The organism is Bacillus sp. PPSBB_11, from assembly GCF_038023285.1.
Lineage (GTDB): Bacteria > Bacillota > Bacilli > Bacillales > Bacillaceae > Bacillus > Bacillus altitudinis.
On the sequence record NZ_CP150633.1, the window covers coordinates 1463097 to 1481366 of the forward strand.

The following is an 18270-nucleotide window of genomic DNA, read 5'->3' on the forward strand; positions in this document are numbered from 1 at the left end:
TTCCCCCTGTGAGAGTAGGACGCCGCCAAGCTTTTCAAAGGATCAGTTCCAGTCGGAACTGGTCTTTTTTGTGTTTTCTTCTAGCAGCATCATGATATAAGCTGGAAACTTATCCTCTGCAATCTCCATATAACGTTCAATCATGACATAATCATCACTAATATATTGAGATAAAAGCTCGTACCACCATTCTGTTTCGTAGCGGGCAATCATACTGAGGTTATACATTAACAAGTAATGGCTGATAATCTCAGGAATCCCTAAAAAGGCATCTCGTGTTGCTGGAATGAACCATTGATTCATTTCTAAATCATAATGAAGATGAGTAGCAAGAGCAGGGTTTTCTTCTGAAAATACATCAAATGTTAGTTTTTTAGCCTCTCGTTGCTTAAGCTTCCAAGTTGTATGGAACTCAAAATATTCAATAAAACGTTCGGTAGACATGTTATAGAGCAAGGGAATATGATCTTGAATCAACATGCCATTTGCTTGCTCTACTTTCACTAAAGTAGAGGGTTGTTTTTGAAACTCCAGAATATGACCCATCTCAGGTATTTTTGAAAGGAGATTGATCATCGTAAATCGTTCATCTTCAAGACCATTTAAATGAAATAAGTGCTTTAATACATGCATACATAATCCGTTTCGCTGAATCTTGACTTCATCCTCACTAAAACGATAATGTTGCTTCTTTCTTTTTCTTGAGGTGACGCCGTGAGCTAAGACAGAGGTTTGAGATGGATAGTCGGGATCCACTGTCAGCAAACATGCCTTTAACAGCTGTGCCATTCCATAAAACAATAAAATCGGTTTTAGTTCAAGTGGAGCTGATGCGGCTTGGTCATAAAATGTATGACCGTGCTTTAAAAAGTAAATAAATCGTTCACAGTTTTTATAGGCCTGCTGGTTTGCCTCCTGAATGTTCCGTTTCTCGTACTGTTGAAATAGAAACTTTTGGGAAGTTTCAAGTGAGTAAAAACGTTTTAAATCCTTCCATCCTGAACTTTTCATCTTCTTCCTCAACTCTCTTTATATTTTCTAAAAATTGCAACTGTTTGTTGCTTCCTTGACATGCTGTTTCCTAGTTGATAATCTACATATAATATTTTGCCGAAAAGAGGGGGATTTACTAATGTGGGAAAGTAAATTTTCAAAAGAAGGTTTGACGTTTGACGATGTGTTGCTTGTTCCAGCAAAGTCTGAGGTGCTTCCGCGTGATGTCAATTTATCAGTTGAGTTAACAAGCACTTTAAAGCTGAACATTCCAATTATTAGTGCAGGAATGGATACTGTGACGGAATCACAAATGGCGATTGCAATGGCACGTCAAGGTGGTCTTGGAATCATCCATAAGAACATGTCTATTGAGCAGCAAGCTGAACAAGTGGACAAAGTAAAACGTTCAGAGCGTGGTGTTATTACAAATCCATTTTTCTTAACACCGGATCATCAAGTATTCGATGCAGAACATTTAATGGGTAAATATCGTATTTCTGGTGTACCGATTGTTAATAACGAACAAGATCAAAAGCTTGTTGGGATTATTACGAACCGTGACCTTCGTTTTATTTCGGATTATTCAATGAAGATTAGCGACGTGATGACAAAAGAGGAACTTGTGACAGCTTCTGTTGGAACAACATTAGAAGAAGCTGAAAAAATCCTTCAGCAATATAAAATTGAAAAATTACCTCTTTTAGATGACGAAGGAACATTAAAAGGTCTCATCACCATCAAAGATATTGAAAAAGTGATTGAATTCCCTAACTCCTCTAAAGATGCACATGGCCGTTTAATTGTTGGTGCCGCTGTAGGTGTCACTGGCGATACAATGACTCGTGTGAAAAAATTAGTAGAAGCCAATGTTGATGTGATCGTCATTGATACAGCACACGGTCATTCTCAAGGTGTTCTAGACACTGTATCGAAAATCCGTGAAACGTATCCTTCTCTTAACATCATTGCTGGTAACGTTGCAACAGCTGAAGCAACAAAAGCATTGTTTGAAGCTGGAGCAGATATTGTAAAAGTGGGTATTGGACCAGGATCGATTTGTACAACACGTGTTGTTGCAGGGGTCGGTGTACCACAAATCACAGCGATTTATGACTGTGCAACAGAAGCAAGAAAACATGGTAAATCTATTATTGCAGATGGTGGAATTAAATATTCAGGTGATATCGTGAAAGCATTAGCTTCTGGTGGACATGCTGTTATGCTGGGAAGCCTTCTTGCTGGTACATCTGAAAGCCCAGGAGAAACAGAAATTTTCCAAGGCAGACGTTTCAAAGTATATCGTGGTATGGGTTCTGTTGCTGCAATGGAAAAAGGAAGTAAAGATCGTTACTTCCAAGAAGATAATAAAAAATTCGTTCCAGAAGGTATCGAAGGACGTACACCGTATAAAGGACCAGTTGTTGACACTGTTTACCAACTTGTTGGCGGTATTCGCTCTGGTATGGGCTACTGTGGAACACAGGACTTACGTACTCTTAGAGAAGAAGCACAATTCATTCGCATGACAGGTGCAGGTCTTCGTGAGAGCCATCCACATGATGTACAAATTACAAAAGAATCACCAAACTACACAATTTCTTGATAAATTGTGACAATCAAATTACATTTGACAGGGTCTATGACTCTGTCTATTTTTTTTGTCTTTATTGTGATAAAATTTATACTGTTGTGTCGAAATAAGCCCTTGTGGATTAAATATATATGAAAAACGTCGAAAAAAGATGAATACGGAGGTATGACGATTGAACAGCAAGATGTTGAAACAGCTTATGGTCTCTATCCTTGCATTGGCATTGATTGTTACTGCATTTACCCCAATGTCCAAAGCAAAAGCGGCTGAAGATCCATTCAATGTGAATGCGAAAGCAGCCATCCTTATTGAAGCTTCTACAGGTAAAATTCTTTATAGTAAAAACGCAGAACAAAGACTGCCTATTGCAAGTATGGCAAAGATGATGACAGAGTATCTATTACTAGAGGCGATTGCTGAAGGCAAAGTGAAATGGGATCAAACATATACGCCAGATGATTATGTGTACGAAATTTCCCAAGACCGCAGTTTATCCAATGTTCCATTGAGAAAAGATGGTTCGTATACTGTCAAAGAACTTTATCAAGCAACGGCTATTTATTCAGCAAATGCAGCAGCAATTGGTCTAGCAGAGGTAATCGCTGGATCAGAATCAAAGTTTGTTGAAAAAATGAATGCAAAAGCAAAAGAACTTGGCTTAACCAATTACAAATTCGTGAATGCAACTGGATTAGAAAATAAAGACTTACATGGCAAACAGCCAAAAGGTACGGGACCTGATGAAGAAAGCGAAGTTTCTGCAAAGGATATGGCTTTGCTTGCACAGCATCTCATCAAAGATCATCCAGAAATTCTTGAAACAGCAAGCATCGCGAAAACAAAGTTCAGAGAAGGCACAGATGACGAAATGGACATGCCAAACTGGAACTTTATGCTTAAAGGACTTGTGAAAGAATATGAAGGCGTAGACGGTCTGAAAACGGGCTCTACTGATTCAGCTGGTTCTAGCTTCACAGGTACAGCAAAACGTGGTGACATGCGTGTGATCGCAGTTGTCCTGAATGCTAAAGGGAATCTTCATACAGCTCGTTTTGATGTGGCGAAAAAATTGTTCGATTATGCCTTTAAAAACTTCACGATGAAAGAAATGTACAAAAAAGGCCAACAAATCAAGGGACATGAAAACATCGAAGTTGATAAAGGGAAAGATAAAGAAGTACCCGTCGTGACGAAAGAAGCTTTCTCTGTACCGGTTAAAAATGGTGATGAGAAGAGCTATAAAGCGAAAGTAAATATTGATAAAAAGAACCTAGAAGCTCCTATTAAAAAAGGAACGAAGGTTGGCATGCTGACGACTTCTTATTCTGGTGATGAGAAGGACTACGGCTATTTGAGTAAAGACCAATCAGGTGTTGAGCTTGTGACGAAAACAGGTGATGAAAAAGCAAACTGGTTCATCCTTGCAATGCGTGGTGTAGGAGGATTCTTCGCTGGCATTTGGGGCGGAATCGTCGACACAGTAAAAGGTTGGTTCTAATAAAAAACTGCTCTCTATATGTGAGAGCAGTTTTTTTATCGTTAAAAGAAAAGAGATTGTTTGTGGTTTTGAGGTGTAGACAAGGCCTGCTGAAAAATACCACATAACTTTTCCATACCTTCTGTCAGTGCCTTTTCATTCACATAAGAAAAACTAAGACGTATATAATTCTGCTTCGGCTCCCCAGGATAGCAGACAGAGCCAGGCAGGAAGGTGATTTGCTGCTTCCGTGCCTCATGTAATAGGGCACGTGTATCGACCCAGGAAGGAAAGCTAAGCCACAAATTGAGCCCGCCCTGTGGGATTTGCCACGTGACGTCCTTTGGCGCATGCTTTGTCAACACATCCATCATCAAATCGCGTCTCACCTTCAAGGCAGTTCTTAATTTTTTCGTATGATCGATCATCTTCTTGGATGTGAGAAACGGTAAGATCGCCTTTTGGGTGAGAAGCGGGCTCCCTAAATCATTATTGGCTTTTGCAGCTAATAAACGGTTAAATATAGAGCCAGACGCTGTAATAATTCCAATTCTGCATCCTGGAGCCAGTGTCTTGCTTAATCCTCGTAAATAAATGACGTGTCCATCGTGATCTAGGCTTTTAATGGGTGCCGGCGGTTTCTTTTCAAAATAAAGCTCACGATAAGGATCATCCTCTACAATGAGACAATCAATGCTTTGTGCCAGTAAAAGCAGCTGCTTTCTTCGTTTCAACGACATACTGGCGCCTGTAGGACTGTGAAAAGTAGGAATGGTATAGATGAGCTTTGGTTTATATTTATCACAAATGCTTTGAAGCTGTTTCATGTTCATTCCTTCATGATCGACAGGAACCGTAATAATTCGTGCCCCTCTCCCCATAAAGACATCAATTGCGCCTGGATAGGTGGGCGCCTCCATGACAACTACATCATCCGGCCCGATAAATGTACGTGCTACTAAATCAAGTCCTTGCTGAGAACCGCTAGTGACAAGGATATTTTCAGGAGTAGAAGGGACATCTAATTTTTCTAGAAATGATTGAATGACCTGACGAAGCTGAAGGTCACCTTGTATTTCTCCGTATTTTGACATGATTTGAGGATGCCGGGCTAGGACATGCTGCATTTCTTTTTCTAAATACCGGTTAGGTAAAAGACCAGGATCAATCATAGAGGAAGAAAGATTAATGGCTTCTTCGACATAGTGATACTGAGCGAATTGAGACCTTGGTAAATAATCAGGGATCGATAACTGCCAATCGAAAGAAGTAGATGACTGAACCGGGATGTCAGTTTGCTCATGCTGCTCATTCACAAACGTACCTTTTCCTTGTACAGTCGTTAAAAATCCGTCGTCCTTAAGCCGTGTATAGGCTTTTGCTGCTGTGACAAGACTTACATTCAGCTGTTTCGCTAGATCACGTACAGTCGGCAGCTTATCGCCTTGCTGAAGCAGACCTGATTGAATGTGATCAACGATGGAAAAGTAAATCTGATTCGAAAGAGATGTATCTGAATGTCGATGGATATCAATATGCATGAGAATCCTCCAATGAGCGTGAAATTGTTATACATGGTTTCAGATTGTTATAGTTACATTATAACATGTTAATTACTCTTAAAAGAGGTAATGATGCTTTTTTAACTATAAAACCTTGATGTATAAGGGTTTATCCTTTTTTGTGAGCTAATTGAATTGTTATACTATTCTCTTTATTGTTATACTCTATCGCTTGTATGATAAAGGTGTTGAATCAATCGAATAGACAAATGGGAGGAAACAATTGTGAGCAATAAGGGAACTGAACGAGTAAAACGTGGAATGGCAGAAATGCAAAAAGGTGGCGTCATTATGGATGTCGTCAATGCTGAGCAGGCAAAAATCGCAGAAGAAGCAGGCGCAGTGGCAGTAATGGCACTAGAACGAGTACCAGCTGATATCCGTGCAGCAGGCGGTGTTGCCCGTATGGCAGACCCAAGAATCGTGGAAGAAGTACAAAATGCAGTAACGATTCCAGTCATGGCAAAAGCACGTATCGGCCACATCGTGGAAGCTCGTGTTCTTGAAGCACTTGGTGTTGATTATATTGATGAGAGTGAAGTGCTGACGCCCGCAGATGAGGAATTCCATTTAAATAAAAATGAATACACGGTACCTTTCGTATGTGGCTGTCGTGACCTAGGTGAGGCGACTCGCCGTATTGCAGAAGGCGCTTCAATGCTACGGACAAAAGGTGAGCCTGGTACAGGAAACATTGTAGAAGCTGTCCGTCATATGAGAAAGGTCAATGCTCAAATTCGTAAAGTGGCGGCAATGAGTGAAGATGAATTGATGACAGAAGCCAAGAATCTGGGCGCACCTTATGAATTATTGGTTCAAATTAAAAAAGAAGGCAAATTGCCAGTTGTAAACTTTGCAGCTGGAGGTGTTGCGACACCAGCAGATGCAGCACTCATGATGCAGCTTGGAGCAGATGGTGTATTTGTCGGCTCTGGTATCTTCAAATCAGACAATCCAGCTAAATTTGCAAAAGCGATTGTAGAAGCAACGACTCATTTCACAGATTACCGTCTGATTGCAGAGCTTTCTAAAGAGCTTGGAACAGCGATGAAAGGAATTGAAATTTCAAATCTATTGCCAGAAGAGCGTATGCAAGAGCGTGGCTGGTAATTAAGGGAGCGCGACGAACATGCTAACAATTGGTGTACTAGGGCTTCAAGGAGCGGTGAGAGAGCATATTCAATCGATTGAAGCTTGTGGCGCAGCGGGAAAGATCATCAAGCGGGTAGAGGAGTTAGAAACGATTGACGGTCTGATTATTCCTGGTGGTGAAAGTACGACGATGAGAAGACTCATGGATACGTACCAATTCATTGAACCGATTAAAGCGTTCGCTGCTCAAGGTAAACCGATATTTGGGACTTGTGCCGGTTTGATTATGCTGGCAAAGCATATAGAAGATCGAGAAGATGCTCATCTTGGCCTGTTAAATGTATCTGTTGCACGTAATTCGTTTGGCAGACAGGTAGACAGCTTTGAAGCAGATGTAGAAGTGAAAGGACTGGATGCGCCGTTTACAGGAGTGTTCATCCGTGCGCCTCATATCATCAGCGCAGATGAGAGCGTAGAGGTCATGGCTGAGTATGACGGCAGGATTGTGATGGCGAAAGAAAACAATATCTTAGGTTGTTCTTTTCATCCAGAGCTGACAGACGACCATAGGTTAACACAGCTGTTTGTTGAGATGGTGGAGTCCTATAAAACGAAGCTTGCTGTATAAAACGGTTGAAAAGAGATAAAACTTATAGTACATTAAAATCACAATCAAAGATCGAAAAAGCGTTGACGGGAAATAGTAAGAAGCCCCTCTTTCTCAGAGAGCCGATGGTTGGTGAGAATCGGTGAAAGATGCATTCTGAATCCATCCTTGAGCGAAATGCTGAAACACGAAGTAAGCATTTACGGTGATGCCGTTACAGAGGAAAGAGGAAAGCATGCTTTTGGCGTGTTTTCAATCAGGGTGGCAACGCGAGAGCTCTCGTCCCTTTCAGGGATGAGGGCTCTTTTTATTTTTCGATAAAAAAGGAGTGTTACACATGCTGGATATTAAACAACTGCGCACGGATTTTGATCAAATCAAAGAAAAATTAGCCCATCGAGGCGAAGATTTAGCGGATTTTGATAAGTTTGGTGAGCTGGATCAAAAAAGAAGAGAATTAATCGGCAAAACAGAAGTATTAAAGAGCCGAAGAAATGAAGTATCACAGCAAGTGGCTGTTCTAAAAAGAGAAAAGAAAGACGCCGATCACATTATTCAAGAAATGCGTGAGGTAGGCGATGAGATTAAGAAGTTGGATGATGAATTAAGAACAGTAGAGGAAAGCCTGCAAACCATCCTGTTCTCAATTCCAAACATCCCTCATGATTCTGTACCAGTCGGTGAAACAGAAGATGACAACATTGAAGTGAGAAAATGGGGCGAACAGCCAGCCTTCTCATTTGAACCAAAGCCGCATTGGGATGTAGCTGATGAGCTGAAAATTTTGGATTTTGAACGTGCAGGAAAAGTGACAGGAAGCCGTTTCGTTTTTTATAAAGGGCTAGGCGCACGGTTAGAGCGTGCACTTTATAACTTTATGCTAGATTTACACGTAGATGAATTTGGTTTTACTGAAGTACTACCACCTTATATGGTCAACAGAGCAAGCATGACAGGAACTGGACAGCTTCCAAAGTTTGAAGAGGATGCTTTTAAAATTCGAGAAGAAGATTATTTCCTCATTCCAACGGCTGAAGTGCCAATTACGAACATGCACCGTGACGAAATTCTTGAAGGAGAGCAGCTGCCAATCAATTATGCAGCATTTAGTGCTTGCTTTAGATCAGAAGCTGGTTCTGCTGGCAGAGATACGCGCGGACTCATCCGTCAGCACCAATTTAACAAAGTAGAGCTTGTGAAATTTGTCAGACCAGAAGATTCTTATGAAGAATTAGAAAAACTAACAAACCAAGCAGAAAAAGTTCTTCAATTATTGAACCTGCCATACCGTGTCATGAGCATGTGTACAGGAGATTTAGGCTTTACGGCTGCGAAGAAATACGATATCGAAGTATGGATTCCAAGCCAAAATACGTATCGTGAAATTTCTTCTTGCAGTAACTTTGAAGCGTTCCAAGCGAGACGAGCAAACATTCGTTTCCGCCCTGAGCCTAAAGCAAAGCCAGAACACGTCCACACATTAAATGGATCTGGTTTAGCAGTAGGAAGAACTGTTGCAGCCATTTTAGAAAACTATCAACAAGAAGATGGAACAGTGATCATTCCTGAGGTGTTACGTCCTTATATGGGAAATAAAGAAGTGATAAAATAAGATGCCGTCATGGCATCTTATTCTTTTTACCTAAACTTCTACAGCTTTTCTAAAATAAGCCGATAAAAGAACTAAAAGCATCTAGGAAAGAAGGAATAACCTTGAATAGGCTTGACTATTATGTTGAAATGGCTCAATTACTCAGAAAAGTTCTAGATGAAAGTGTTCTTTTCGGCATCACTGATACAGAAAAGGTACTTTGCTATTATCCATCGACCACAGTAGATTTTGGCATTAAAGTAGGGGACGCTTTAAACCCAGAGGACCAAAACGTGGCGACGACATTAAGAGGACAAGAATATGATGGGCATTTGCCAGAGTCTTTATATGGTTATGAAATTGCTGTAAAAGGTTATCCGATTTTTGATGAAGATAGAAAAGTGATTGGCTCTTTTTTAGTGGCTTTTTCACATCATCGTGAGAAGAAATTAAGCGGCTATATGGAACATATCAATAAAGTAGCGAAAGAGTTACAAGGTGGAATTGAGCAAATTGCTGCTCATTCTCAAGAACTGGCTGCGACAAGCTTAGAAATTAGTGAGCAGGCCGGAAGAGCAGAAGAGAAATCCGCAAACATTGAAGAAGTCGTCAAAACCATTGGCGGTATTGCGAGACAAACAAACCTGTTAGGACTCAATGCTGCAATTGAAGCGGCAAGAGCAGGTGAAAATGGAAAAGGCTTTGCTGTTGTTGCAGACGAGGTACGTAAGTTATCAGATGGATCAAAGGAAGCAGCTGAAACCATTAATGCATTTTTAAAAGAAATCCAAGACAGCATTGGCACTTTATCTGAAAATATCTCACAAATCAGCAGTTCAACAAACGAACAAGCTAAACAAGTGACAGACTTTACAAAGATTATTGAGTCATTAAATGATTTTAAAGAAGAGATGAATCTTTTTATTGAAGAAATTAGACAGGATACGTAATAGATGAAGAGCAGCCGATAATCGGCTGCTTCAGCGTGTAGACAAACCCTCGCATTCTTTGTCAGTCCTGCGTGCTGGTGCTCACGAATGCCAAATTCGCTCCGCGCCAGTACTCGTTCTTCCTAGACTGCAAAGGTTTTCTATCACGCTGAAAAGAAGACAAAAGGCTAAACATCATACCAAAATCAAATGTTGAAATTTTTTTCGAAAAGATGTTGACTTAAAATAAGATGATATGATATATTAATTCTTGTCGATACGGAGGAATACCCAAGTCCGGCTGAAGGGATCGGTCTTGAAAACCGACAGGGGTGTCAAAGCCCGCGGGGGTTCGAATCCCTCTTCCTCCGCCATATTGATTTTACCTTAGTTGAATTGAAACGCATAAAAATTGGAAATTGTCAAACCGCTGCATTCGAGAAATGCAGCGGTTTTTTTTATTTTGTGTTAGAGCGATTTTTTTGAATAACAGAAGCAATTTCATGAAGAATAGGATCAAGTGAGCTTTCATCATGAAGTAAGTCGTAATCTTCAATATTAATTTTAATCACAGGGCACAGATCAAATTGTTCGATCCATTCTGTATATCGAGTGTACATTTCTTCCCAATATGCTCGATCGGTTTGAGTTTCCATCTCTCTCCCTCGCTCTTCAATACGATGTAATATATGATCTAAATCCCCATGTAAGTAAATGAGGACATCTGGGTGAGGGAAGTAAGGTGTCATCACCATCGCCTCAAATAGACTCGTATACGTTTCATAGTCTACCTCTGACATGGTACCTTTGTCTGCGTGCATTTTAGCAAAAATACCAGTGTCCTCATAAATGGACCGATCTTGTACATAACCTCCACCAGACTCGAAGATTCGTTTCTGCTCCTTAAAACGTTCAGCTAGGAAATAGACTTGTAAATGAAAGCTCCATCTTTGGAAATCTGAATAAAAAGGCTCTAAGTATGGATTATCATCTACTTTTTCAAGAGAAGTTTGAAACCCTAGCTTGTCCGCTATTGTTTTCGTCATGGTCGATTTTCCGACACCAACTGTCCCTGCAATTGTAATGACAGCATCCTTTGGTATATCAATATTTTTCATAGTACTTGCTCCTTTATGTTCTGTACAATTTGCTGGTAATCTTGCTGTGAGGAAACGAAGTCTGTATGATCGCCTTCAATTGTAATGATAGGAACCCCTGGGTCAGTTTGTTTTAAATGTTCGATGGCCAACTCATAATCTTCAATCAAGGTTTTTAAATAAGCTGGATCAATGTCTTCTTCAAAAGATCGGCCTCTCATCTTTATTCTATCAAGTAAGGTGGGAAGGCTGGCTTTTATATAGATCATGGCATTTGGTTTAGGAAGATCATCTGTCAGCAAGTGATAGATTTTTCTGTATTTATCCATGTGCTTTTTGGATAAGGTTCTTTCTGCAAATATCATATTTTTATAGACATGATAATCAGTGACAATCGGCTGCTGTTTTTTGACATAGTTCTCTTCAATAGATTCTAACTGTTTAAACCGATTGCATAGAAAGAACATCTCAAGCTGAAAGCTCCATTGTTCCATATCTTCATAAAATTTATCTAAGAATGGATTTTCTTCTACAATTTCTTTTACTAAAGGAAATTGAAATTCCTTTGAAAGCATTGTAGCCAAGGTTGTTTTTCCGGCTCCAATTGGGCCTTCCACTGCAATAAAAGGGGCAGGATACATAGGCGTTCTCCTCTATCTATAAAGTTGTCAAACCAATGTATATTGTACCATACCCCTTCTGAGAGATAGAGCGTATGAATTACGATGTCGTTCTTTTTTCAATATTAAATTGATCTGATAACAACAACCAGTTTTGTGGGAAGGATAGACCTAATTTCCAGTAAGCAATTCCATTTAGGCTTAACTCTTTAATGAGATTAAATTTGGCTTGAATGGATCTTGCATCTTCAAACCAAACCTCGTGTTCTTTGTTGTTAGCATCTGTATAACGGAAATAAGGTGCTTGTGCTGTTTCGTCATATAGAATGGATACATTATTCTCTCTAGCAATGGCGATCGCTTGTTGAGGGCTGACGGCTTTGGCGATAGGGCCTCCTTGAACATAAGGAAGCGTCCAATCATAACCATATAAATTCTGCCCCATCACAATTTTATTGGCAGGTATGACAGTCAGTGCATATTCAATGACTTGGCGGACAGGGCCGATCGGAGAGACGGCTTGTGCAGGCCCGCCGCTGTAGCCCCACTCATAAGTCATTAGCACAACATGATCAACAATCTTTCCAATTGCTTCATAGTCATGCGCCTCATACCACTTTCCTTTCTGTTCACTGCTTGTTTTAGGAGCAAGTGCCACAGAAATAGTCCAACCCTGTTGATGAAAACGAGTTGTTGCTTCTCTTAAAAATTGAAGGTAGGCTTCTTTATCAACAGGGCGTAAATATTCAAAGTCAAAATGGATTTCTTTTAATTGATACTTTTGAGCAACGCGGACGATTTCATTTAATAATGTCGTTTTGACAGCTTGATTTGTTAAAAGAATTCGCCCGAGTTCATCACTAAATTTATCATTCTCTAGATTTGTGACTACCATGGTTAAAACCGTTCTGCTTTGAGCGGCAATCTGAGGTAATTGATCTAAAGGTGGCTCGCGAAGTGTTCCGTCTCTTTGCGCTTGAAAACTAAAGGCACCGAGATGGGTTAAGTATGGAGATGCCTCTCTGGCTGCTTGCTTTAAATTTTCGCTGACTTGGTTTCCGCGAGGTTCTATATAAGCATTAGAATTAATATTTCTTTTCGGTCTTTGTGGAATATAAAGCAAAAAACGAATAGGCAATATGGCTTCAGGCCGAATCCGATTCACACGTGCCAATTCTTCTACCGAAATTTGGAATCTTCTTCCAATTTGATAAAGTGTATCATTTTGTTTGACCTCATAAAATTGACCTCTAATAGGGATGACAATTGTTTGTCCAACGACTAGTTGATTTGGTGTTTCGATGTCGTTGGTCCGAATGATTTCATTTACCGTTGTTTTAAAACGCATGGCAATTTCATTTAATGTATCTCCTCTTTTGACAACATAAATTTGAATGGTCAACGCCCCCTTTGTTATTGCTAACAATTTATGAGGGTGATGGATAAATCATGTTTGATTTTCATCCGTGATCTCTTTAGTTGTTGTGATTTTGGCAAGAAGAACGTTCTCCATCATCGTTAAAGCGTACTCGTTGTCCCTATCATCATTTGAAGCAATACAATCTTTAGGTACAGTGAGGTTGTACTCTCGCATGTAAGCGTCATTTGCAGTGAACAGGACACAGATGTTTCCGGCAATTCCAGTTAAAATAAGATCTTGCACACCTAATTCATTTAGGAGTGTCTCTAGTGCTGTTCCGTAAAAGGCAGAGTGCTTAGGTTTAATTAAGAAGTAATCATCTTTAGATGGTGCCATTTGTTCTAAAATAGGGGCACTTCTTTCGTTTTTACATGTTTCCATAACAGCTTTGATATCAGCCTTCCAGAGTCCATAGTGGTCGTTGATATAGATAATTGGCCAATTTTTCTTGAAAGCGTGTTGTTTAAGGGCTAAAATTTTATTGGTCATTTGCTCTGTTTTTTCAGCGAGCACATGTCCCATTTCGAAATCAAAATTATTGATCATGTCAATAATAAGTAGTGCCTTTTGTTGTTTTGGCAAATCAAGACCCCCTTTAAAAGATTGTGATAATATGTTAACCTCAATATCCTTTAAAAAAACATGAAAAGAGAGCCGTGCTATGACGAAAGATGAACAGTTTATGCAAGAAGCTATTTCTGAAGCTTTGAAAGCAAAACAAATAGGAGAAGTTCCAATCGGTGCCGTCATCGTTGTTGATGATCAAATTGTAAGCCGTGCTCACAATTTAAGGGAAAGTGAACAGCGATCAATTGCTCATGCGGAATTACTTGCTATTGATGAAGCGTGTAAAATGACTGGTAGCTGGCGTTTAGAAGATGCTGTACTTTATGTTACACTCGAACCGTGCCCAATGTGTGCAGGCGCTATTGTACTTTCAAGAGTGAAAAAGGTCGTTTTTGGTGCCTATGATCCTAAAGGTGGATGTGCTGGTACTTTAATGAATTTATTGGACGATGAGCGGTTCAATCATCAGTCTGAAGTCATTGGCGGTGTGCTTGAAAATGAGTGTGGTGAGCTGTTAAGTCAGTTCTTTCGAGACCTCCGTCAGCGGAAGAAGCAAGCGAAAAGTAAATGAATGGATGTCGTTTGCAATTTTATCACTTAGAAGGTATACTTATGTCTGCGTCACCAACAATTTAATATTCATTTTGCCGTGCTAAGCGGGGAGGTAGCGGTGCCCTGTACTCGCAATCCGCTCTAGCGAGGCCGAATCCCTTCTCAAGGTTCGTTTACTTCAAGGTCTGCCTTAAATAAGTGGTGTTGACGTCTGGGTCCTGCGCAATGGGAATTCATGAACCATGTCAGGTCCGGAAGGAAGCAGCATTAAGTGAAACCTCTCATGTGCCGCAGGGTTGCCTGGGCCGAGCTAACTGTTTAAGTAACGCTTGGGGTAGCGAATCGACAGAAGGTGCACGGTAAATCAATATTAAATGTAACTCATCTAGTTTATCTAGGTGAGTTTTTTGTTGCTATTGAAAGAATATATCGGTTGCTTTGTTTATACAAATAGCAAAAAAGCCATTTTAGGGTGAGGTTTTTTTGAAGTAATTCATATGGGGAACGAATGTTCTTATTGATCTGGCAGACATTTTCAGAAAGCAGGAAAACACGTTTTTTAATCAAGAAAAGTAAAAAGTCTTTAAAGGAAATGCTCTTTTTCGTTTATTAGAAAATAAAGGTGTACTTTTGAATTGATCGTTGCATCATGTATAATGAACATGATGATAAATGGAGGAGGGCGTATTTGTGAGTTATCAAGCTTTATACCGAGTGTTCAGACCTCAAGTTTTTGAGGATGTTGTTGGACAAGAACACATCACAAAAACGTTGCAAAATGCCCTTTTGCAGAAAAAGTTTTCTCATGCTTACTTATTTTCAGGTCCTAGAGGAACAGGTAAAACAAGTGCTGCCAAGATTTTTGCGAAAGCAGTGAACTGTGAAAAGTCACCTGTTAGTGAGCCGTGTAATGAGTGTGATGCCTGTAGAGGGATTACGACCGGTTCGATTTCAGACGTGATTGAAATAGATGCTGCCTCAAATAACGGGGTAGATGAAATTCGGGATATACGTGATAAAGTGAAATTTGCTCCTTCAGCGGTTACATATAAGGTTTATATTATAGATGAGGTACATATGCTCTCTATCGGGGCATTTAATGCACTTCTTAAAACGCTAGAGGAACCACCTGCTCATTGTATCTTTATTTTGGCTACCACAGAGCCTCATAAGATTCCTCTTACCATCATATCAAGATGTCAGAGATTTGATTTTAAACGGATCACGACAAAAGATATTGTTGGACGAATGGAGAAAATTGTAGATGCAGAAAGCCTAAATATACAAGAGGGTTCACTCGAGATTATTGCTAGTGCGGCAGATGGAGGCATGCGTGACGCACTTAGTCTCCTTGACCAAGCGATCTCATTTAGTGGTGAACAGCTAACAATTGATGATGCACTGCTCATTACAGGTGCTGTATCTCAGCATTTCATTAGTCAGCTTGCTGAAGCCATTTTTGAGCAAAATATTGCGATAGCGCTGGATACGTTAAATGAATTGCTTCAACAGGGGAAAGATGCTGCGAAATTAATAGAGGATATGATCTTCTACTTTAGAGATATGCTTCTATTCAAAACAGCACCGGATCTTGAAGGTGTCCTTGAAAAAGTCAAAGTCGACGATAAGTTTGTGGCTCTTTCAGAACGTGTGGCACCTCAGTTTCTTTATGAAACGATTGAAGTGCTGAATAAAAGCCATCAGGAAATGAAATGGACAAATCATCCTAGAATTTTCTTTGAAGTAGCTGTGGTTAAGCTCTGTCAGTCAACGGCTGGTGCTGTATCATCTCCGGCTGATTCCGACCTAACAGCTTTAACGAATAAAATAGACAGGCTGGAACAGGAGCTATCTAGGCTAAAAGCTGAGGGTGTTCCAATGACTCAGTCTCAGAGTCCTCAAGCAAAAACGGAAGCACCTCGACCTCAAACGAGTAATAAAAATGGCTATCGTGCACCTGTCGGTCGAATTCATGAGATTTTAAAAGAAGCGAAGCGACCGGAACTAGAAAAAATAAAAGGCAAATGGGGAGAGCTTCTTGCCCAATTAAAACAGCAAAATAAGGTTTCTCACGCTGCGCTATTAACAGATAGTGAACCAGTTGCGGCGGCAACTCATGCCTTTGTTTTAAAATTCAAATTTGAAATACATTGTAAGATGGTGGCCGAAGATAAAAGTGGTGTTCGAACCAATCTTGAGCAACTGCTAGAATCTATGCTAGGAAAAAGAGTGGAATTAGTTGGCGTTCCTGACGCTCAATGGGGTAAAATAAGAGAAGAATTTTTAAGAGATCATCAGCCTGAAGAACAAGCAGATGGTCAGGCAGCTTCTGCTGAAGAAGATCCATTAATTGCAGAAGCAAAGAAGTTAGTAGGAACCGATTTAATTGAAATTAAAGATTAACAATTTGAAAGAGAGTGGTGTTCATATGCGCGGTGGAATGGGAAATATGCAAAAAATGATGAAACAAATGCAAAAAATGCAGAAGGATATGGCTAAGGCTCAAGAAGAGCTTGCAGAAAAAGTCCTTGAAGGTACTGCGGGTGGCGGTATGGTCACTGTAAAAGTAAATGGACAAAAAGAAGTCATTGATGTGGCGATTAATGAAGAAGTTGTTGATCCTGAAGACATCGATATGCTTCAAGACCTTGTACTTGCAGCAACAAATGATGCATTGAAAAAAGTGGATGAACTAACGAATGAAACAATGGGTCAATTCACAAAAGGAATGAACATGCCAGGTTTATTCTAGGAGGAATAACTGAAGATGCAATATCCTGAACCAATATCAAAGCTGATTGATAGCTTTATGAAATTGCCAGGAATCGGACCTAAAACTGCGGTCCGTCTGGCTTTTTTTGTTCTTAGTATGCAAGAAGATGTCGTGCTGGATTTTGCGAAGGCACTTGTTAATGCAAAGCGTAATTTAACTTATTGTTCTGTTTGCGGACATATCACCGACCAGGATCCTTGCTATATTTGTGAAGATACAAGAAGAGATCAATCTGTGATCTGTGTCGTGCAGGATCCAAAAGATGTGATCGCAATGGAAAAAATGAAAGAATACAACGGCTTATATCATGTGCTTCATGGTGCTATTTCACCAATGGACGGAATTGGACCAGAGGATATTAAAATTCCTGACCTATTAAAAAGATTGCAAGACGATCAAGTCACAGAAGTCATTCTTGCAACCAACCCAAACATTGAGGGTGAAGCGACAGCTATGTATATCTCTAGATTGTTGAAACCATCAGGAATTAAACTCTCTCGCATTGCTCACGGACTCCCAGTAGGTGGAGACTTAGAGTATGCGGATGAAGTCACACTTTCTAAGGCTCTAGAAGGCAGACGTGAGATGTAGGAAGGAGAAGTACGGTACATGGGTTTTCTTCGCAGAAAATCAATTCGAAAAGAATTCGATGAGATATTAATTCAACAGCTTTTTAAGCAAAAGGAAGAATGGAACAGACAAAAAAAGCTTGTCGCAAACAGCGTTGAGCCTTCACCGGACATTCTATTCGAATTAAAGCTTGCTCAAGCGAAGTACTTTTTCTATCTGAGAGAAGCGAAAAAGAGAAATTTACGTTTAAACAACTGGAGATAGCAGGTCTATTTTCCATAATCCTCTCATATGCTTGTACTATTCATATGAAGAGGAGATGAGAGGATTATGGAACCTGTTATTGTGATTGGTTCAATTTTGTTAGCTGTTTTATTGTTGTTTATGTCAGGTGTTCAAGCGAATCCATTCAAATGGTTAGGGCTTATCGGAATAAAATTTGTCGCAGGCGCTCTTTTTTTATTTTGTCTCAATTTATTCGGTGAGAGTTTAGGGCTTCATGTTTCCATTAACCCTGTAACGAGTGGAATTAGTGGTTTGTTGGGCATTCCAGGTGTAGCAGCTTTAGTCGTAATTGAAAAGTTTATTATTTAATGCAAAATATTGTTGACTTTGATTATATATGGTGGTAAATTAATATACGTCGCTGATGACGAAGAAACGAAAAAACACAATAACAAAAAAGTTGTTGACACTAACAACTTGGACGTGATAAGATGTTCTAGTCGCTTCTGAAGCGGTAAACAAGTTCTTTGAAAACTAAACAAGACAAAACGTACCTGTTAATTCGAGTTTTTATAAAAAAATCCTATGATACATCATAGGT

The 18270-nt window shown here is 39.9% G+C and carries 18 protein-coding genes, 1 tRNA gene, 1 other RNA gene and 1 other annotated feature; of the genes, 14 read left to right on the plus strand and 6 right to left on the minus strand.

The genetic code is table 11. The annotated features are described in order from the left end of the window. Window positions 1-42 precede the first annotated feature (42 nt). Window positions 43-1011, minus strand: a complete 969-nt coding sequence (locus V7L95_RS07305) for a YaaC family protein (RefSeq protein WP_017359017.1) — start codon at window positions 1009-1011, stop codon at window positions 43-45. A gap of 121 nt (window positions 1012-1132) precedes the next feature. Between V7L95_RS07305 and guaB the strand changes: the two genes are divergently transcribed. Both guaB and V7L95_RS07315 read left to right on the plus strand, forming a co-directional pair. Further along, window positions 1133-2599: an IMP dehydrogenase gene (gene guaB, locus V7L95_RS07310; protein ID WP_008342039.1), complete on the plus strand. Its 1467-nt coding sequence runs from the start codon at window positions 1133-1135 to the stop codon at window positions 2597-2599. A gap of 160 nt (window positions 2600-2759) precedes the next feature. Next, window positions 2760-4085, plus strand: a complete 1326-nt coding sequence (locus tag V7L95_RS07315; RefSeq protein WP_008342036.1) for a D-alanyl-D-alanine carboxypeptidase family protein — start codon at window positions 2760-2762, stop codon at window positions 4083-4085. Between the two features lie 41 nt (window positions 4086-4126). Here the strand turns inward: V7L95_RS07315 and V7L95_RS07320 are convergent, their stop codons facing one another. After that, entirely contained in the window at window positions 4127-5605 is a 1479-nt protein-coding gene (locus V7L95_RS07320) for a PLP-dependent aminotransferase family protein (protein WP_017359016.1), read from the minus strand. A 246-nt stretch (window positions 5606-5851) separates the two neighbouring features. Between V7L95_RS07320 and pdxS the strand changes: the two genes are divergently transcribed. From pdxS to V7L95_RS07345, 5 genes are all read left to right on the plus strand, one after another. Then, window positions 5852-6736, plus strand: coding sequence for a pyridoxal 5'-phosphate synthase lyase subunit PdxS (pdxS, locus tag V7L95_RS07325; RefSeq protein ID WP_025206589.1), 885 nt, complete (start codon window positions 5852-5854; stop codon window positions 6734-6736). A 19-nt stretch (window positions 6737-6755) separates the two neighbouring features. Then, window positions 6756-7346: a pyridoxal 5'-phosphate synthase glutaminase subunit PdxT gene (gene pdxT, locus V7L95_RS07330; RefSeq protein WP_017359015.1), complete on the plus strand. Its 591-nt coding sequence runs from the start codon at window positions 6756-6758 to the stop codon at window positions 7344-7346. A gap of 53 nt (window positions 7347-7399) precedes the next feature. Continuing rightward, window positions 7400-7615, plus strand: a binding site (T-box leader). A gap of 47 nt (window positions 7616-7662) precedes the next feature. Then, entirely contained in the window at window positions 7663-8937 is a 1275-nt protein-coding gene (gene serS, locus V7L95_RS07335; RefSeq protein WP_008342028.1) for a serine--tRNA ligase, read from the plus strand. 101 nt (window positions 8938-9038) lie between these two features. Beyond that, complete coding sequence (locus V7L95_RS07340; RefSeq protein ID WP_008342025.1) at window positions 9039-9866, plus strand: methyl-accepting chemotaxis protein; 828 nt, start codon at window positions 9039-9041, stop codon at window positions 9864-9866. 260 nt (window positions 9867-10126) lie between these two features. Next, window positions 10127-10219 (plus strand) — tRNA-Ser (locus V7L95_RS07345). 84 nt (window positions 10220-10303) lie between these two features. On the opposite strand, the gene V7L95_RS07350 is transcribed toward V7L95_RS07345, so the two are convergent. From V7L95_RS07350 to V7L95_RS07365, 4 genes are all read right to left on the minus strand, one after another. After that, window positions 10304-10963, minus strand: coding sequence for a deoxynucleoside kinase (locus tag V7L95_RS07350; protein ID WP_008342023.1), 660 nt, complete (start codon window positions 10961-10963; stop codon window positions 10304-10306). Further along, window positions 10960-11583 carry a deoxynucleoside kinase gene (locus tag V7L95_RS07355; protein ID WP_017359014.1) on the minus strand — a complete coding sequence of 208 codons (624 nt, stop codon included), beginning with the start codon at window positions 11581-11583 and terminating at the stop codon, window positions 10960-10962. The genes V7L95_RS07350 and V7L95_RS07355 overlap by 4 nt, the downstream gene beginning before the upstream one ends. Window positions 11584-11662: 79 nt before the next feature. Further along, window positions 11663-12964, minus strand: coding sequence for a glycoside hydrolase family 18 protein (locus V7L95_RS07360; protein ID WP_285850838.1), 1302 nt, complete (start codon window positions 12962-12964; stop codon window positions 11663-11665). 45 nt (window positions 12965-13009) lie between these two features. Continuing rightward, window positions 13010-13564 carry an isochorismatase family cysteine hydrolase gene (locus tag V7L95_RS07365; RefSeq protein WP_017359012.1) on the minus strand — a complete coding sequence of 185 codons (555 nt, stop codon included), beginning with the start codon at window positions 13562-13564 and terminating at the stop codon, window positions 13010-13012. 79 nt (window positions 13565-13643) lie between these two features. On the opposite strand from V7L95_RS07365, the gene tadA reads away from it, so the two are divergent. The 7 genes from tadA to V7L95_RS07400 all read left to right on the plus strand — a co-directional run bounded on the left by tadA (window position 13644) and on the right by V7L95_RS07400 (window position 18038). Beyond that, window positions 13644-14120 carry a tRNA adenosine(34) deaminase TadA gene (gene tadA, locus V7L95_RS07370; protein ID WP_008342015.1) on the plus strand — a complete coding sequence of 159 codons (477 nt, stop codon included), beginning with the start codon at window positions 13644-13646 and terminating at the stop codon, window positions 14118-14120. A 76-nt stretch (window positions 14121-14196) separates the two neighbouring features. Next, an RNA gene (gene ffs, locus V7L95_RS07375) (signal recognition particle sRNA large type) lies at window positions 14197-14461 on the plus strand. A gap of 330 nt (window positions 14462-14791) precedes the next feature. Beyond that, entirely contained in the window at window positions 14792-16504 is a 1713-nt protein-coding gene (gene dnaX, locus V7L95_RS07380; RefSeq protein WP_017359011.1) for a DNA polymerase III subunit gamma/tau, read from the plus strand. A gap of 25 nt (window positions 16505-16529) precedes the next feature. Further along, entirely contained in the window at window positions 16530-16853 is a 324-nt protein-coding gene (locus V7L95_RS07385; protein ID WP_025206594.1) for a YbaB/EbfC family nucleoid-associated protein, read from the plus strand. Window positions 16854-16868: 15 nt separating this feature from the next. Next, window positions 16869-17465 carry a recombination protein RecR gene (recR, locus tag V7L95_RS07390; RefSeq protein ID WP_003218094.1) on the plus strand — a complete coding sequence of 199 codons (597 nt, stop codon included), beginning with the start codon at window positions 16869-16871 and terminating at the stop codon, window positions 17463-17465. A gap of 18 nt (window positions 17466-17483) precedes the next feature. Continuing rightward, window positions 17484-17708: a YaaL family protein gene (locus tag V7L95_RS07395; RefSeq protein WP_008342008.1), complete on the plus strand. Its 225-nt coding sequence runs from the start codon at window positions 17484-17486 to the stop codon at window positions 17706-17708. 66 nt (window positions 17709-17774) lie between these two features. Continuing rightward, a complete protein-coding gene (locus tag V7L95_RS07400; protein WP_012009068.1) occupies window positions 17775-18038 on the plus strand; it encodes a pro-sigmaK processing inhibitor BofA family protein in 264 nt (87 codons plus the stop codon). The last annotated feature ends 232 nt before the right edge of the window (window positions 18039-18270 follow it).

What these genes read in the sequence shown, in the direction of transcription:
- V7L95_RS07400 (WP_012009068.1), top strand. Translation starts at nt 17,775, where the DNA reads ATGGAACCTGTTATTGTGATTGGTTCAATTTTGTTAGCTGTTTTATTG.
- serS (WP_008342028.1), top strand. Translation starts at nt 7,663, where the DNA reads ATGCTGGATATTAAACAACTGCGCACGGATTTTGATCAAATCAAAGAA.
- V7L95_RS07385 (WP_025206594.1), top strand. Translation starts at nt 16,530, where the DNA reads ATGCGCGGTGGAATGGGAAATATGCAAAAAATGATGAAACAAATGCAA.
- V7L95_RS07350 (WP_008342023.1), bottom strand. Translation starts at nt 10,963, where the DNA reads ATGAAAAATATTGATATACCAAAGGATGCTGTCATTACAATTGCAGGG.
- pdxT (WP_017359015.1), top strand. Translation starts at nt 6,756, where the DNA reads ATGCTAACAATTGGTGTACTAGGGCTTCAAGGAGCGGTGAGAGAGCAT.
- V7L95_RS07305 (WP_017359017.1), bottom strand. Translation starts at nt 1,011, where the DNA reads ATGAAAAGTTCAGGATGGAAGGATTTAAAACGTTTTTACTCACTTGAA.
- V7L95_RS07355 (WP_017359014.1), bottom strand. Translation starts at nt 11,583, where the DNA reads ATGTATCCTGCCCCTTTTATTGCAGTGGAAGGCCCAATTGGAGCCGGA.
- V7L95_RS07395 (WP_008342008.1), top strand. Translation starts at nt 17,484, where the DNA reads ATGGGTTTTCTTCGCAGAAAATCAATTCGAAAAGAATTCGATGAGATA.
- guaB (WP_008342039.1), top strand. Translation starts at nt 1,133, where the DNA reads ATGTGGGAAAGTAAATTTTCAAAAGAAGGTTTGACGTTTGACGATGTG.
- V7L95_RS07320 (WP_017359016.1), bottom strand. Translation starts at nt 5,605, where the DNA reads ATGCATATTGATATCCATCGACATTCAGATACATCTCTTTCGAATCAG.
- tadA (WP_008342015.1), top strand. Translation starts at nt 13,644, where the DNA reads ATGACGAAAGATGAACAGTTTATGCAAGAAGCTATTTCTGAAGCTTTG.
- recR (WP_003218094.1), top strand. Translation starts at nt 16,869, where the DNA reads ATGCAATATCCTGAACCAATATCAAAGCTGATTGATAGCTTTATGAAA.